At 56.2% G+C, this 16,178-nt stretch carries 15 protein-coding genes; 7 read left to right on the top strand and 8 right to left on the bottom strand.

The features are described from left to right. The first annotated feature begins 249 nt into the window (after positions 1-249). On the top strand, positions 250-681 hold the full coding sequence (locus MED193_RS22210) for a hypothetical protein (RefSeq protein WP_009808216.1): 432 nt from the start codon (positions 250-252) through the stop codon (positions 679-681). A 132-nt stretch (positions 682-813) separates the two neighbouring features. Here the strand turns inward: MED193_RS22210 and MED193_RS03260 are convergent, their stop codons facing one another. The 4 genes from MED193_RS03260 to MED193_RS03245 all read right to left on the bottom strand — a co-directional run bounded on the left by MED193_RS03260 (position 814) and on the right by MED193_RS03245 (position 7,453). Continuing rightward, positions 814-1,392, bottom strand: a complete 579-nt coding sequence (locus tag MED193_RS03260; RefSeq protein WP_009808215.1) for a DUF924 family protein — start codon at positions 1,390-1,392, stop codon at positions 814-816. A 138-nt stretch (positions 1,393-1,530) separates the two neighbouring features. Beyond that, a complete protein-coding gene (locus MED193_RS03255; RefSeq protein ID WP_009808214.1) occupies positions 1,531-2,805 on the bottom strand; it encodes an MFS transporter in 1,275 nt (424 codons plus the stop codon). Positions 2,806-3,002: 197 nt separating this feature from the next. Continuing rightward, complete coding sequence (gene queA, locus MED193_RS03250) at positions 3,003-4,073, bottom strand: tRNA preQ1(34) S-adenosylmethionine ribosyltransferase-isomerase QueA (RefSeq protein ID WP_009808213.1); 1,071 nt, start codon at positions 4,071-4,073, stop codon at positions 3,003-3,005. Positions 4,074-4,150: 77 nt separating this feature from the next. Next, entirely contained in the window at positions 4,151-7,453 is a 3,303-nt protein-coding gene (locus MED193_RS03245) for an AsmA-like C-terminal region-containing protein (protein ID WP_050757618.1), read from the bottom strand. 209 nt (positions 7,454-7,662) lie between these two features. On the opposite strand from MED193_RS03245, the gene MED193_RS03240 reads away from it, so the two are divergent. Together MED193_RS03240 and MED193_RS03235 are read left to right on the top strand one after the other, a co-directional pair. Further along, positions 7,663-8,136 (top strand): peroxiredoxin, encoded by a 474-nt coding sequence (locus MED193_RS03240; protein WP_009808211.1) that lies wholly within the window; start codon positions 7,663-7,665, stop codon positions 8,134-8,136. A 188-nt stretch (positions 8,137-8,324) separates the two neighbouring features. Continuing rightward, positions 8,325-9,164 (top strand): ferritin-like domain-containing protein, encoded by an 840-nt coding sequence (locus MED193_RS03235; RefSeq protein ID WP_009808210.1) that lies wholly within the window; start codon positions 8,325-8,327, stop codon positions 9,162-9,164. 488 nt (positions 9,165-9,652) lie between these two features. Here MED193_RS03235 and MED193_RS22205 read toward each other — a convergent pair whose 3' ends face one another. Beyond that, positions 9,653-10,228 carry an SDR family NAD(P)-dependent oxidoreductase gene (locus MED193_RS22205; protein WP_198133848.1) on the bottom strand — a complete coding sequence of 192 codons (576 nt, stop codon included), beginning with the start codon at positions 10,226-10,228 and terminating at the stop codon, positions 9,653-9,655. Continuing rightward, positions 10,170-10,481: an SDR family NAD(P)-dependent oxidoreductase gene (locus MED193_RS22200; RefSeq protein ID WP_009808207.1), complete on the bottom strand. Its 312-nt coding sequence runs from the start codon at positions 10,479-10,481 to the stop codon at positions 10,170-10,172. The genes MED193_RS22205 and MED193_RS22200 overlap by 59 nt, the downstream gene beginning before the upstream one ends. Positions 10,482-10,990: 509 nt before the next feature. Here MED193_RS22200 and MED193_RS03220 point away from each other — a divergent pair. The 4 genes from MED193_RS03220 (at position 10,991) to MED193_RS03205 (ending at position 14,988) form a co-directional block, all read left to right on the top strand. Beyond that, positions 10,991-12,322 carry a M23 family metallopeptidase gene (locus MED193_RS03220; protein ID WP_039966600.1) on the top strand — a complete coding sequence of 444 codons (1,332 nt, stop codon included), beginning with the start codon at positions 10,991-10,993 and terminating at the stop codon, positions 12,320-12,322. Further along, entirely contained in the window at positions 12,312-12,860 is a 549-nt protein-coding gene (locus tag MED193_RS03215; RefSeq protein WP_009808204.1) for a polymer-forming cytoskeletal protein, read from the top strand. Before MED193_RS03220 ends, MED193_RS03215 begins: the two co-directional genes overlap by 11 nt. A 195-nt stretch (positions 12,861-13,055) precedes the next feature. Beyond that, positions 13,056-14,291, top strand: a complete 1,236-nt coding sequence (locus tag MED193_RS03210) for a calcium-binding protein (RefSeq protein ID WP_009808203.1) — start codon at positions 13,056-13,058, stop codon at positions 14,289-14,291. Between the two features lie 166 nt (positions 14,292-14,457). Beyond that, the gene (locus tag MED193_RS03205) at positions 14,458-14,988 is read left to right on the top strand and encodes a hypothetical protein (protein WP_009808202.1); all 531 of its coding nucleotides are present in this window, start codon (positions 14,458-14,460) and stop codon (positions 14,986-14,988) included. 43 nt (positions 14,989-15,031) lie between these two features. Here MED193_RS03205 and MED193_RS03200 read toward each other — a convergent pair whose 3' ends face one another. Together MED193_RS03200 and MED193_RS03195 are read right to left on the bottom strand one after the other, a co-directional pair. Further along, on the bottom strand, positions 15,032-15,577 hold the full coding sequence (locus tag MED193_RS03200; RefSeq protein WP_009808201.1) for a peptidylprolyl isomerase: 546 nt from the start codon (positions 15,575-15,577) through the stop codon (positions 15,032-15,034). Next, positions 15,570-16,076: a peptidylprolyl isomerase gene (locus MED193_RS03195; RefSeq protein ID WP_009808200.1), complete on the bottom strand. Its 507-nt coding sequence runs from the start codon at positions 16,074-16,076 to the stop codon at positions 15,570-15,572. Before MED193_RS03195 ends, MED193_RS03200 begins: the two co-directional genes overlap by 8 nt. Between the last annotated feature and the right edge of the window lie 102 nt (positions 16,077-16,178).

Here is a 16,178-nt window from a genome sequence, read left to right as displayed (position 1 = left end):
CCCTCACCAAAAGGATAAACATAATTTAGTTCACCGTTAAACTACTTTCTGACAAACTGCAAACACTCAGTCAAATTGGATGAAAATCGCCTCCGACTCTGCGCGTTTCTCCTGTTAACCCGCCGGACTAAAACAGCGTGAGGCTCAGCAGACCTGGCGGTGCTCTTTTTGTCTTTAGGGAAACATAGCCCTGCAGTTTCGCCTATACTAGCCAGAATTTCCGCCAGAATCGTAAAGAGATCTCCCTGGATGACAAAGACAATTTGGAACCTCCTCAAAGCCCTGCTTAACGCAACATTGTTGTTACTGGCGCTCTGCCTTTTTTTAGGCTGGCAGCTCTTTGCCTCTGCACGCGGGGTAAGTGAGGACCTGGGAAAAATCAGCGCGCGCTTCACACCGATCCATGACCAACTGCAAACGATCAATGCGGAAGTCGCAGATTTGAACCGCAGCCTAACCGAATATGACTCCCCGGACAGTGCCGAGATGCGGTTCAGGCTTGCGCGATTGGAGGAGCAGCTATCGAGGATCAATGAAGAGACCGATAGAATGAGCGCATTGCCAGCCCAAGTGGTCACGACCGCAGTGGAGGCTGCCGTGCAGAGTATAACGGCCGAGATGTCCACGCGCCTGCCACGCCTGCAAAACTGCACGACAAAGGCGGCGACACTGTTGAACTAGCGCGAAATTTTGGCCCCCTTGGGGAGTACAAACCCAAGAGAGGCCATCACTGCCAAACGGATCAGCACCCTGGGCAAAACATAAGACCCAAAACAGGGAGCCTGCTACTGGCTCCCTGCTATCTGTTAGCCCTTAGCCTGCGGCCTGCAGGTTGCGCACTGTGGTGCCATAGCCGCCAGCGGTGACATAGTCTTTCTCCGGAGCCGTGCTGTTGCGCAGCAAAACCTCGTTGCGATAGGGGAAGCGGCCAAACAGGCGGATCACCTCCCGGTGGGCCCGCGCATGCAACATATTGGAGGCGCCACTCTTGGGCATGCGTTCTTTCATCAACCGAACACAGCGCTCCTGGTCGCATAGGTTTTCGGAATGCATCAAAGGCAGATAGAAGAACTGTCGCGCAGGTTCGTCGATCTTCAAGTCCCACTTTTTCTGGATCGCATTCTTAGCCGCGCTCAGCGCCATCCGGTCCGAGAAAAAGGCCTCTCCGGTTCCACGGAACATATTGCGTGGGAACTGGTCCATCAGGATGATATAGGCCAGTGTTCCCGACGGATAGGTCAGCCATAGGGAAAATTTTCCCTCACAGGCCGCGTCCCAGGTCTCCTTAAACCGGGTAACAATTGTCTCATCCAGCGCATCGTCGGCGAGATACCAACCTTTTTCGCCTACCTCATCCAGCCAAAACTTGAGGATATCTTCGGGGCCCTGCATGGTCCATCTCCACGTATTTATACTGAGGTTGAGTTCAGCCCCATTCGCCCGTTCTTTTCAAGTGACGCAGGGTCACTATTTGCAACATTTCGGTCAGTTTGCTGAAATATTCCTCACAGCCCCATAGGGTTAGCGCAATCAACCGGCCTCATTGGCGGCTTCTTGCTCCTCGATCTCCGTTTCAATGGCATATTCCTGGGCAAACTCGACCACCACAGGTGAGCCAGTGGGGGTCATCGGCGACATAATACCGGTCTCATCGGAGGGAATCGCCGCCCGCTGTGTAGTCCGGTAAAGTGCATAGACGGCCAAAGCCCCCAGCAGCACAGCCATAAACAGGAAATACCCCGAAGGGCCAAAGATGGCATCGCTCATGATCCAACCCGTGATGACCGGACCAGCAATGGCGCCCAGCCCGTTGATAAAGACCAGCCCGCCAGAGGCCGCCGCCATGTCATCATGGTCCAGATAGTCGTTTGTATGGGCAATCAGGAGAGAATAGAGCGGGTTGGACATGCCACCGATCAAGAAGGCCCCCAACAGCAAAAAGCTGTAATTGCCTCCCATAATCATTGCCAGGATCGCGGCACCACAACCCAGAGCAGAGACTGCAAGGACCAAAACGCGACGATCCATCCAGTCCGACATCCAGCCCAGCGGATACTGCAAGATAAGTGCCCCGACATAAAACGTCGCAATGAAGATAGAGATCTGCGACAGGCTCAACCCTGCCTCAGCCGCATAAACAGCACTCATCCCAAATTGGGCGGAAAAGATCCCCCCCAACAGGAACATACCGACACAACCAAGTGGAGAGACATTCATCAGTTCGCGCAGGGACATCGGTTTCGTGGTTTCAAAGGCCGGGGTCGGTGAGATCGACAGCAGGATCGGCGCGAAAGAAACCGAAATGACCACAGACGCGATGACAAAGGTCTCATAGCCTGCCGGATCGCCGACAAGCATCAGAGCCTGGGCCGTTACGATGCCCATCGTCTGCACGATCATATAAAGAGACAGCGCCTTGCCGCGGTTGGCATTGTCCGAAGCGTTATTGAGCCAGCTTTCAGCTGTCACATACACCCCGGAGAAGCAAAAACCGATCAGGGCACGCCCTAGCATCCAGGCGATCGGGTTGGCCACGGCCGGGTACAGGATCATGACGGCAGAGATCAGCGAAGCCAGCGCCGCAAAGACCCGCACATGACCAACTCGGCGGATCATTTCAGGCGCGAGCCGCGAGCCTCCGAGAAAGCCGATAAAATAGGCCGACATCACAAAAGACATCTCAAGGGTTGAAAACCCCTCTAACGCGCCCCGCACACCTAGAATGGTGCCCTGCATGCCATTGCCGATCATCAGCATGCCCATGCCCAAAAGCAGCGCCCAAGCGCTCGACAAAACCTGGAGCATTGCGGTCTCTCCTTTGTGGTCGGGCACGGGGCTGGCGAAACAGATGTTACAGCAGCAGCATTGGCCCGTCTGGTGTTAGTGACGGGGGTGCCCCGGATTTCAGAGGCAAGTGTCGGTTGATGTGAGATACGAACAAAGCACGGTATCCTGCTCTGATCAGAGCGGATCGTATCCTTGCTTGTCTACCTTCATTCGCGTCACTTCTGCGGCGTATTCGTCTCTTGGGGCAATAAAAGCGACCCATCGCCATAAGAAAAGAAACGATACCGACTATTTACCGCGTGCTCGTAGATCTCGCGCACACGATCCTGCCCCATCAATGCCGAGATCAACATCAAAAGGGTGGATTTGGGCAGGTGAAAATTGGTCATCAGGGCATCTGCCGCGTGAAAGACAAACCCCGGATAGATAAAGATATCCGTCTCGCCCTCCCAGGGCTGAACGGTGCCGCCACGCGCCGCACTTTCAATCAGCCGCAGGGCGGTGGTGCCGACAGGGATAACACGCCCTCCGGCGGCTTTGGTCGCGGCGATCTCGGCGGCAGCCTCAGCGCTGACCCGGCCCCATTCCGCATGCATCTTATGGCTGGTGACATCTTCGACCTTCACCGGCAGGAAGGTGCCCGCCCCCACATGCAAGGTCACATAGGTGAACTGCACGCCCTTTGCCTTCAGCACCGCCAGCAGGTCCTGATCGAAATGCAGTGAGGCCGTCGGCGCGGCGACCGCACCAGAGTGGCGCGCCCAGACGGTTTGGTAATCTTCCTTATCCTGATCATCAGCGGCGCGTTTGGCCGCAATATAGGGCGGAAGCGGCATAGCGCCTGCAGCGTTGAGCGCCGCATCAAAATCATCCCCTACAAGGTTAAAACGCAACAGACCCTGCCCTTCGGTAACGCCAACCAATTCGGCTGTCAGAGCGTCAGAAAACGCAACTGTTTCACCGATTTTGACCTTCTTCAAAGGCTTCAACAAGGCCGACCAGCTGCCATCCGCCTTGGGATCCAGCAGGGTCACCTCGATCTTGGCAGCCATCCGCCCCTGTGCGGTATCGCGATGGCGCAGACCTGACAGCCGCGCAGGAATGACCTTCGTGTCGTTCAGAACCAGTCGGTCTCCTGGTTGCAACAGGTCAACAAGATCCCCAATATGCCCATCCGTCATCTGGTCAGGCGTCGCCACAAGCAGGCGAGCAGAGCTCCGCGGTGTCGCCGGGCGGGTGGCGATCAACGCGTCGGGGAGGTCGAAATCAAAATCACTCAGTTTCATGGCGCCCCTTTAAGGCCTTTGTTCCGGCTTGGCCATGGCTGTCGGGTCCGACAGACACAACAAGGCGCTCAGCGGCTTCACCGATCCCCGCCTCTGGAGCTGGGCGGCGAAACTGGCTGGGATTGTGTTTCTTCCTGTGGCGCACCTGGAACGGTGGGCGCCTTGCCGCGGAAAATCTCCCGGAACATTCCGGGGGCGAGGGCCGATAGGGGGTTAACACTGACCTTCGGTTCATCCGAGGTGCCCCTTAGCTTGAAGGCAAAGCCAAACAGCCCCTCCCCCTTCCGAGCAACGACCCGACCAATCGCATTGATGATGTAGATGGGCGAGATCACACCACGCATATTTAGCGCGCCGGTTTTCAAATCATAAATCCCGTCCATCGACAGCCCCATAGATGGGCCAACTGCGCTGCTCTCATGGAGCACCAAATGCGTCGAGCCGAGCCGGAACTTTGCCTCCATCCCAGTGAACAAAATGCCTCCGCCAGACAGCTCATCCAGCAGACCAATAACACTGATCGCATTCAACAGGGCCGCCATGGAGGGGGCATTCTTGATCCGGGTGTTCTTGATTTTGATCTCGCCGTCATATTCTCCGGGCTGTTTCGACGGCAGCAAAGTCATGTCAAAGCTCCCGCCGCGGCCATGGCGCAGGATGCCTGCGGCCTGAAAGACTCCGCCGGCATCATCCGAACGGATCCGGGTGGCAATCCCGCCTGGCTTTGGAACCACAACACCAGAAACCGCTGTGGCCCCATTGAGATTGCCGGTAAACTGCCCATTCAGCCCGCCGCGTGTTGAGAACTTCCCCTGAAAGCTGGTCAGGGCAATGCTTTCGGTAACCTGCAAGCGGTCGAGCCGCATGGTGATGGGACCAGTCTGCGAGCTGTCGCCTGAACTGCTGCCGCTTTCCCCGGAAAACGGTGCCCTTTGCAGATCAAGGGTTCCGCCAGTGATGCGCGTTTCGGCCAAACCGTTGTTCAGGCCAATAAAGCTGACAGCTCCTCGCATCCAGTTGCCAACAGTAACTGTGCTCAGGTTGGCCTGACCAAGCCCGCCGTTTTCCTTGGTGCTCACCCAGCCCCGGGCCTGCAGGCCCGGCGCCTCAAGGGCCAGCCGATCGATCTTAACCGGGGTGGACAGAGTCACATCCATGTCCAAACGCCCCGCAGTTTGCGGAGGTTTGCGCCAACTAATCTGTGGAATGCGCAAATCAGTGCCCACCAAATCAGAGGAGAACCGCAACTGAGGCGGCTTCTCTGGGACAAGATCAAGCTGGTAACGGCCTAACCCCTGACCTGAAAGAGTGCCGCGGGGCAGACCAATCTGAAAGGTATCCAAGGCCTGTTGGTTGATTTCGATCTCACCCGTCACCGAACTTGCCGGGCTCGCCTTTGGCCCCACGTTCTGGCTCCATGTGGCACTGACCGGAATACCGGACAGACTGCCTGCCCCAGAGAGTCTCACCTGCCCCTGATCACCGCTTAGCGCCAGAGACTGGGCCGCCACCTCATGTCCGGGGACCAGGGTCGCGCTCTCCACCGCAGTGACTGTGCCTTGATAGTGGTACAAGATTTCCTCTGGCGCGACCTTTGGTTTCAATGGCAATGCAAGAGTTCCTACAACGCGCACCTGTCCAGCAGCCAAATCAACCGGCAGCTGCGCCTTGTCCATTATCGACAGCGGTGGACGATTGAGCAAAGACAACCCCGCCGTGACAGAGCCCTGAGCCACCACGCGCGCGATTCCCGGAGTGCCATCGCGCACCGAAGTATCTGGAATGATAAAGGACGTCCCCGCCACCTGCACGGAACCACCGTCATCTGCCGTGACCACGCCCTCAGAAGCCACAACGACCATCCGCGTATTATAAAGGCTGAAATGACCGGCCCCGCCCCGCACGCGCGGCATATGCTTTTGGAATTTGACCTCTGCCCCAGTGAAATTTGCATCCAGTGCATAGAACGGCTTGGCGCGCCCCTTACCCCGCAGGGCGAAATTCACGTCCTGGGCCTGAGCTTCAAAAACATTATCCAGCACCCATTGGCGGGGTTTTTCGGCCGCACCAGCAGGCCATAGAGATTTCACTTGCGCCAGATCCAGGCGGTCAGAACGCGCATCCAGCCCGTATTCCCAGCCCTCTGGACCAATTTCAAGCTTACCATCCAAACGAATCTGCCGTCCCTCGTGCTCGACCAGCATTTCCCCAAGCTGAAAGCGGAAGGGGTCCGGCTGCAGTCGGAAGTCCACCGTAACACCTTGGAAAATCTGGGGCTCTGCATACAGCCCGCGGGGGTTGAGAGTGAGGTCGGTGAACCGCAACTGTCCCACCAGATCTGTCAGACGGCCGTCGCGTATTCCTGCAAGCTCCGCATTGCCCTCCATCGTGCCCGAACCCCAGCCGCTGCTGATCTTCAGCTCGTCAAACTGAAGGCGCTGCTCAAGCGGAAAAAATGTAAAGTAGCTGTGGGCGCTGTGGATCGGAATTGGCAAGGCTTCGGGCGCAGGCTGAATAACCCCTTTGCCGATCTGGAGGCTCGCCGAAAGCGGCAAAAGGCCGCCATCACTGTTGATGCCGCCGCGCAGGGACCCTGAGATCGAGGTCCGCAGGACCTGCAGCCACCCCAAAGCCGGGGTCTGTAAGGCGATATCCTCACTGGCAATATCACTGATGAGAACCCCAAACTCAGCAGCGGCATCACCAATATCCGATTTGTAGTTGGCCTCAACAGCGCCAACGTCCTGGCGACCGCTCAGCACCGAGAACCCAGAGGAAATCGTCAAAGACTGGGCCTCACGCGTGAAGCGCACATGCCCCCCATCCAGGGTCCATACCCGCCCGATGCGTACATCCTCGTAGCGCAGTGTGACCCCATCGGTGGCCACTTCGGTCAGCGAGGAGAGCACCGGCAATTCAAACTGACGATCCCATTGCTCAATCAACTGCGGCAGGTTGGCCGCCTGGCGCAATGGCGATCCACCCTCAGAGAGGCTGAGGGCAATCCCATCAGATTCGCGGCGCAAATTGGCGTATAACCCGCTCAACGAAATGCGTTTGGGCTGTATCTTGCCCTGCAAAAGAGGCCTCATGGCCATAGAGATTTCCGCATCTGCCAGCTGCACGATTGGCGACCCATCTGCCGCAAGCAATGTGACGTCACGCATCCCGATGCGGGGACGCCAGCCCCGATTTACCACAAAATTGATTTCACCAAATTCAAGCTGCAGCCCCTTAAGCTCCTGCTCGATCCGGGCCTCCAGACGCTGGCGCAGCCACTGTGGTGCATCCATCCTTGTGCCAATGCCAAAATAGATCCCCCCCGCGCCAAGGAAACAGAGGACTGCCAGCAAACGGATGGACCACCGTAACGCACGCAAAGACCTGCGCCCGCGCCGTGGCGTAGGCTTGCCCACCAGCTCATCGACCTGGTGCGCGACGAGGTCCTCATTTTCCCTAACCGGTTCGATCAGTGTTTATCCTTTGGCCACGATGGCATAACAATATCAGATAGCCCTTGCCAAACAGTTCGTGTTCAATGCTCTGAGCGCCAGCCGTTTGGGACTAAACCTTTCAGGAGACCACATAAATGCTCGATGCAACTGATCAGGCCCCTCTGTTTTGCCTGCCCCGGGATGGCGGCGGTGAAATCTCTCTTGCAGAGCTGAAAGGCCAAGCCGTTGTTTTGTTTTTCTACCCCCGCGATGATACCCCGGGATGCACCAAAGAATCCATCGGGTTTTCCGCCCATCTGCAAGCCTTTGCCGATGCCGGGACTTCTGTGTTTGGTATTTCAAAAGACCCGATGTCAAAGCACGATAAATTCATCGCAAAGCACGACCTAACCGTGCCGCTGTTGTCTGATGCAGAGGGCAGCACCTGCGAGGATTATGGGGTTTGGAAAGAGAAAAACATGTATGGCAAGAAACACTGGGGTATTGAGCGCTCGACCTTTTTGATTGACGCCGAAGGGCACATTGCGCGCCTCTGGCGTAAGGTTAAGGTGCCCGGTCATGTGGAAGAGGTCCTGGAGGCGGCCCAAACCCTGGCGGCCAAGGGGTAAGATCACCCCGTTTTGTTTTTCTGAGACTGCACGGACATCAGTGAGGCTCTGCCTCACACTCCGGAATATTTTTGGAAAAGTGAAAGAGAAGCCGGGGCACGGGGCGCACTGAGCTCTGCGTTTTTGGGCGCAGAGCCGCCCCGCCCGCCTTCTGTGTCAACTTTTTCCTGCTAGGATGAGGATCCTCCATGAACCCACCGCTCTCCCTTGCCCAGATGGCCAACGAAGTGCTCACCACCGCAGACGGCGCTGCTAAGGTTGCCCTATCACGCCGCCATGCCGCAGCCTGGTTCGAGGCGCGAAAGCAAGATCCTTGTCCCATCGAGATTGGCACAGCCAAACCGCCGCTGCATCCAGCCCGCCCAGAAAAGCCAGAATTGCTGAACCCGCGCGACGTGCCCAAGCGCAAAGCCGGCAGTGAGGCCGGGCGCATTGCCATGCTACATGCAGTGGCCCATATCGAGCTGAATGCGGTGGATCTGCATTGGGATATCATTGCCAGGTTTTCGCATGTGCCGCTGCCGATTGGCTTCTTTGACGACTGGGTCAAGGCCGCGGATGAGGAGTCAAAACACTTTGGCCTGATGTGTGATTGTTTGGAAAGCCTGGGCAGCTACTACGGTGCGCTGCCGGCACACCGTGGCATGTGGCAGGCAGCCGAGGATACCGTGGATGACCTGATGGGTCGCCTGGCGGTGGTCCCGATGGTACTGGAGGCCCGTGGCCTGGACGTAACCCCAGGTATGATCAAGCTGTTCCAACAAGCCAAACTCACCCAGGCCGTTGAAGCTTTGCAGGTGATTTATGCTGAGGAAGTCAGCCATGTCGCTTATGGCTCCAAGTGGTTTTACTTTCTGTGTGGCCGAGACAATCTTGACCCTAAGGAGGTCTTTCATGCGCTTGTCAGCAAGTATTTCCGCAGCCCATTGAAGCCGCCCTTTAACGAGGAGAAACGCGCAGATGCCGGCATACCACCCGATTTCTACTGGCCGCTCGCGGATCAAATCAAGCCAATCGCCGGTGTCTGACTTAAAATCTGCGCACACCGGTTCCCTTTTGCCCGCTCATCCAATAAAATCAATACCCTGCGCCCCCACCCTCTCACTGCAGTTTTGAAATCGCAGTTGAACCCTTTACCTCTCGGCCTTGCGCCTCTGTCTTGCGTCCTGCCCAATAGGGCTCGATCGTCGCATTCTTCCTGAACTCATGTACTTTATGAGCGGGTCTTTGGTGCTTCATTTTGTTTTTGATGGGGCGCATTGCCTCGGCGAGGATAGGGTGGTTCACCCGCGCCCCCTTGACTTCAGTCAGGGCGAGGCCCTCTGTTAGAGACAGCCCATCGAGATGAGCCTTTAGACGGTCAGTGAGCCGGTGGGATAACGGCGCGAGGCAGACCACGATCTACAACAGTGTCAGCAACAAACATATGATAAATAATATTTTTCTGCAAACTCTGACCTGGATGCGAAACGCAACCAACGGCTAGCAAAGAGCCCAAATTTACGATTGTTCGACCCTAAATTCCGGCAGGGACGCCTCCGGTAACGGGGAGATTTATGCCTGTTACGTAGTTCGATTGCGGACCTGCGAGGTAAGCAACAGCGTTCGCCACATCAACTGGAAGGCCAGCCTCCCGTAAAGCGACATTGGCATAACGTTGCGCCTTGATTTCTTCGAGAGAGACATGATTTTCCTCCGCCAGCCTCGCGTTGGCGGCGTTGTGCATATCCGTGGCTATATAGCCGGGGCAGACAGTGTTACAGAGAATGCCATCGGCGCCGAATTCCGCAGCTAGTGTTTTCGACAGGCCAACCAGCCCGTGCTTCATTGCGGTATAGGCCCCAAACCCGGGCTCTGCGCCAAGGCTGCCGGTTGACCCGATATTGATGATCCTTCCGCCACCAACCTTGCGCATTTCAGGAATGGCGGCTTTTGACAGCATCATCGGACCTAAAATATTGACGCGAAAGCTACTTTCCCACTGATCAGGCGTTGTGGAAAGGAAGTTGTCCGACCCAGCCAACGAACCAGCATTATTGACCAGCACGTCGACGCGAGCGAACTGCGAGACTGTTTTTTTCAATGCACGCATCCACATCTTCTTGACAGGTCACGTCCAATTTTACGGCGAGCGCCCGGCCATTCGCCGCTTGGATTTCCGAGACGAGCTCATCGAGCAGCTCCCTTCTGGTCCGCCGCTCGTCATTGATCTCTAGGGTTCCGTCAATGTCCCCAACAACGACACTTGCACCGTCTTGAGCCAACCGAAGAGCTATCGCCCTGCCAATGCCTTGGGGTGCCGAGGCTCCGGTCACGATGGCTGTCTTTCCTGCTAGCAAGCCCATTCGAAAGACCCTCGGTTCAAGTAAAACTTGAGCCACAGTGCTACACTTTCGGGCCTGGGCATCAAGGTCTTTCGAAATGGAATCTTGGCCCGGATGTGAGCTGTCGGAGCGGGTTGCGGCGAAAGTGGCGGCGAAACTTTCGCATTTTTCATTCGCTGTTAGGGCGTATTCCCCCCTTGAACTGTTGACTTGGCCCTATTCGTTGAGGATTGGACCGTCGAGCTGAGGCCGGGCTCAGCAGCACGATTTGGAAAGACCCTTTGTTGCACCTACTGCAAAGCGCCCGGTGGAGAGGGAAAAGTTGCGGAGGTTTCCCGAATGGGCCAGGTCGCGATTATTGGCGGTATTTCGCTCAAAATGTTCGTTGACCCAGGCAAACGGATGGAACAACGACCAAAAATCGCCTTCCCACTTGCCCGGTGCGGGCTGCATGGCTAAAGATTTTGCGCAGAGTTCAGCGGCTGGGGATGGCGGCGGCTCTGCGATGGGGATGGGACAAGGATCAGAACGTGCGGACACGTCTGGCTATTAAGATACATGCGTTTCTGGAGAGACGCTTTCCGGAACGTCGGGTCTTTTTGAAATCTGATACTGATACCCGCTTTGTGCGGTTGAGACCCGGAACACAGTTGGTGGCCATTGGTGGTGTGGTCCTGTTTGTGGCCTGGGCCATCGTTGCCACTGCTATTGTTTTGATGGACAGCATTGGCGCGGGCAATTTCCGTGAACAGGCCAAACGGGACCAAATGACCTATCGCGCCCGTTTGAATGAGATTTCCAATGAACGCGACTCGCGCGCCGAGGAAGCTCTTGCAGCTCAGCAGCGGTTTAATGCTGCTCTCGCGCAGATCTCGATGATGCAATCAGAACTGCTCACCTCTGAGACCCGGCGCCAAGAGCTGGAAACGGGTATTGAAGTGATCCAGGCCACCCTGCGCCAGACCATGACCCAGCGGGACGGCACCCGGGCGGAACTAGAAGAGCTCCGAGAAAGCACCAAAGAAGAATGGTCTACGCCGCTGGCAGCGGCCGCCGCACCCCTGCAGATGGATTTCCTCTCTACGGTTCTGTCTGAAACCGCGACCGAGCGCGACCAGATAGAAGCAGACGCACAAGATGCCCTGCAACAGCGCGCCGAAATGGAGCTGGAACTGGAGTTGCTGAACGAGCGCAACGACCAGATCTTCCGCCAGCTTGAAGAGGCCGTCGCCGTTTCGGTAGCGCCGCTGGACAAGATGTTCAAAAATGCTGGCATGCCGCCAGACCGTATTCTGGAGCAGGTGCGACGCGGCTATAGCGGTCAGGGCGGGCCGCTCACCCCTTTAGCCCTGTCCACCCGCGGTGAAGAACCCTCCGCGGATGAGCTGCGTGCCAACCAGATTCTCAATCAGTTGAACCAGTTGAACCTCTATCGGATGGCAGCGCAGCAGGCGCCTTTTGCCAGCCCAGTTAATCTCAATCATGTGCGCCAGTCATCAGGATATGGCTACCGGCGCGATCCCAAAACAGGTGGCCGTCGCCTGCATAAGGGCTCCGATTTTGCTGGCCGTACCGGCACCGATATCTTTGCCACCGCCGATGGCATCGTCACCCATGCCGGCTGGCAATCCGGGTATGGCAAACTTGTTACCATTCAGCATGCCTTTGGGATTGAGACGAAATACGCTCATAACTCAAATCTGCGCGTTAAGGTTGGCCAAAGGGTCTCGCGCGGCGATCACATTGCTGATATGGGTACCACCGGACGGTCCACCGGCACCCACCTCCACTATGAGGTAAGGGTCAATGGCAAACCCGTAAACCCGATGATCTATATCAAGGCTGCAAGAAATGTTTTCTAAGAGCAAAATCAATGAGCCCGGACCTAAAGCCGAGGCAACACCAACAGCGGCCCCGGCGGCTTCCTCGACGCCTGCTGCCCCTGCCAGCGACTACAAGCCCTCTGCTCCAAAGGCAAAACCACCCGCATCGCTGCTCAGCTCAGATCTGCACATTACCGGCAATCTGAAAACCTCAGGCGATATCCAGGTCGAAGGCACCGTTGAAGGCGATATCCGCGCTCATCTTCTGACAGTTGGCGAAACCGCAACCATCAAAGGCGAAGTGATCGCTGATGACGTTGTGGTCAATGGCCGGGTTGTTGGCCGGGTTCGTGGCCTGAAGGTACGTCTGACCGCCACCGCCCGTGTGGAAGGCGACATCATCCACAAGACCATCGCAATTGAGAGCGGCGCCCATTTTGAGGGCTCGGTCCAGCGTCAGGATGACCCGCTGACCCCAGGCGGCAAAAAAGCCATGCCTGCCGCAGCGCCAGCCGCCGCTGCCGCGCCCTCCGCTGCCGTGAAAGCCGCCACAGCCGCTGCAAAGGCCGAAGGCTAAGCCAACGATCGATTGGCCATGCCAATTGACAGTCAAATTTTGAAAAGGCATCGAAACCTGTTTCGGTGCCTTTTTTTGTGGCTTCCATTCTCGCCCAGGGGAGAACAACCCAGAAGGGTTTCCATACCTTTACACCATCGGTGAAGATGATATTGATACGTTAACGTTTTGACACAAACTTTTGGAATTTTCAAAATGACCAACATTGTCATCAATGATCCCAGCGGTTACTGGACATCTAACTTTGTCAACAGCTCAGATTTTGCCTCCCCTACTCTGACGTATCGGTCTGCAACCACCTTAGTCATCTCTGGTAGCAATGGCGCAGCCATGACGCTGACAGGGAACTTTACTTCCAGCTACTATCAAATCTGGACAGTTAACTCGATTTCCGTCAGTGAATATGGTGTTGCAAAATACACTATTTCTGATTTCAGCTTGCGGTACTGGGAACTGGATTCCAAACTTGGGTCCAGTGCAATGTTCACCGGAGACGACAGCATTATTTCAAACATGTTGGCCGGCAGTACATACTTCACCTATGGCGGGAATGACACCATCAACGTTGGCAGCGGCAATGACACCATTAACGGTGGAACCGGTGTTGATAAGGTCATTATTGATGATCAATTCGCTGATGCTGAAATTTCTATGTTGGGATCCTTTCTCCAAGTAGACTCTGCGGATGGCATTGACCGGCTCCTGTCGGTTGAACTTATTGAATTTCAGGATAAAACCATCTCCGTGCAAAGCGGATCTTCTGGTACAAACATCTTAACCGGCAATGTTAGATCGGGCGTCATAGATGACTTCATCTTTGCCGGGAGCGGCAACGATGCGGTTGCCGGGATGTCAGGCAATGACACCCTCTGGGGCCAAAGCGGCAATGACACCATCCAAGGCAACCACGGCAGCGATAAACTGTTTGGTGGGGATGGCAATGACAGCCTGCTCGGCGGCACAGGGCGCGACCTCTTGGTCGGTGACCTCGGCGATGATCTGATGAAGGGCGGCAATGGCAATGACCGTTTGCTTGGCGGTGTTGGCAGGGACACAATGTTTGGCGATCTGGGCGCGGATCGTTTGTTCGGACGCAGTGGCAGCGATGAGCTTATCGGTGGCCACGGCTGGGATCAGCTCTATGGCGGCAAGGGCCACGACACCCTGAATGGACAGGTCGGCAACGATATTTTGCACGGTGGTGCGGGTGCAGATCGCTTTGTGTTCCACCGGGGGCATGGGGATGACACAATTCTGGACTTTGCAATCGGCCAGGACAAAATCGTCATCGGTCGCGGGGCCTCTTGGTTTGGCCAGCTGGATTTTGCGCAGCAGGGCGATGACGTATTGGTGTCCTTCTCCGATGTGACGATCCTGGTCGAAAACGTGACACTGGCAGAGATTCAAGACGCGGATAACTTCCTGTTCTAGGTCGTTTCGACCCAGGTCGCGGTCCTGACAGCTGCGTTTTGGGCTAGATCATGCTTCAGCCGCGCCAAGCCTGCTTGGTGCGGCTTTTTACCTTCACAGCCTATCCATGACACGGCTCAAAGGTGTACAATATTCACCTATTGATAGAATCAATTTGGAGCACTACATGCCATTTATTCTTGGCGCCGTCGCGGTCATCGCTGCCGCATATTTTTGGATCCAGCGGGCACGAAACGCAGCGGAGATGGGGCACGAACTGCTTGATGTCGCAAATGATATCCGCCTCGCCGCCCGGAGGTTCGGGTTTCGCCGCCGAAACAACCTGCACCCAGCGGAAACCATTGACGACCCAAAAATCGCACTCGCGGCGCTGGGTGCCAGCTTCCTGGAACTCGACGACTTTCCAACCGCCGAACAAAAAGAAGCCCTGATACGGGGCCTGCGCGAAGAGCTGAAAATTCCCCACGAAGAAGCCGAAGAGCTGGTCTTGCTGGGACGTTGGATCATGGGGGAATGCGGTGGGGCACAGCAGGCCATATCGCGTTTGAGCAGACGTCTCTACAAACTAAGCGAACAAACCCATTTCAATACGCTGGTCAGTCTTATCCAATCCATCGTCAAATACGGAAATGGCACGCTCAGTCAGTCGCAAAAAACCGCGCTGGAGGATGTCCAGCACGGTTTGAAAATTCGCTGATATGTCAAATCTCCCCAGCAAAAACCGCTGGGGAAATCTGAGTTTAGTCAGTAACGGTGACTTTGCTCATCATGTCGGGCTTGCCCACTACAGAGCCATTACCGCCAGTGCCCAACTTGATCGCGTCAACAACATCCATGCCTTCGGTGACCTCACCCACAACAGTGTATTGCCCGTTGAGGAAATGCCCTGGCTTGAACATGATGAAGAACTGGGAATTGGCGCTATTCGGATTGGATGAGCGCGCCATGCCAACGACACCACGATCAAAGGGGTGCTCAGAGAATTCGGCAGGCAGGTCGGAAAGCTCAGATCCGCCCATGCCGGCACGGCTCATGTCGCCGCCCATCAGCCCATACTGAACATCGCCAGTCTGCGCCATGAAGTCTTCGATCACGCGGTGGAAAACCACCCCGTCATATTTGCCTTCTGCCGCCAAGGCCGTGATCTGTTCCACGTGTTTAGGTGCCAGATCCTCAAACAGATCGATTTTGACGGTGCCATTGGCCTCGCCTTCGATCTGAATTTCCAGACCCGCAGCCAGCGTAGAGCTGGCCAGCAGGGAAAATGCGGCTGCGAGCTTAAACATCTGCGGCCACCTTGACGCTGATCATGCGGTCGGGGCTCGCAGGGGGCTCGCCACGGGTGATTGCGTCGACGTGCTCCATGCCTTCAATGACGCGACCATAGACGGTGTACTGACCGTTCAGGAAGTGGTTGTCGTTGAAGTTGATAAAGAACTGCGAGTTGGCCGAATCCGGGTTGGCAGAGCGCGCAGCACCCAGGGTGCCGCGATCATGTGGCAGGCTGGAGAATTCAGCAGGCAGGTTGGGCAGGCTGGAGCCACCGGTGCCGGCTGAGCGTAGGTTGAACCCGTCTTCCATGTCGCCATTGGCCACATCACCGGTCTGCGCCATAAAGCCGTCGATTACACGGTGGAAGCAGACGTTGTCGTATTCACCGCCGCGTGCCAGCTCTTTCATGCGCTCAGCATGTTTAGGGGCCACATCGGCCAGCAGCTCGATGACAACATTGCCATCTTTCAGCTCGATGATGACGGTGTTTTCTGGATCTTTGTACTCGGCCATGAGGCCCTCCTGTCTGCAAAATTTGCAACGATAGTTAAGGGTAGCGCTCGCAATTGCCAAGGGAGCATTGACTGATGGCTAAAAAGCGCTGAAAGAACAGCG

The sequence above is a fragment of the Roseobacter sp. MED193 genome (genome assembly GCF_000152965.1).
Lineage (GTDB): Bacteria > Pseudomonadota > Alphaproteobacteria > Rhodobacterales > Rhodobacteraceae > Pseudophaeobacter.
The sequence above is the reverse complement of the archived record's forward strand: the minus strand, read 5'-3'. Positions and strand labels throughout refer to the sequence as shown.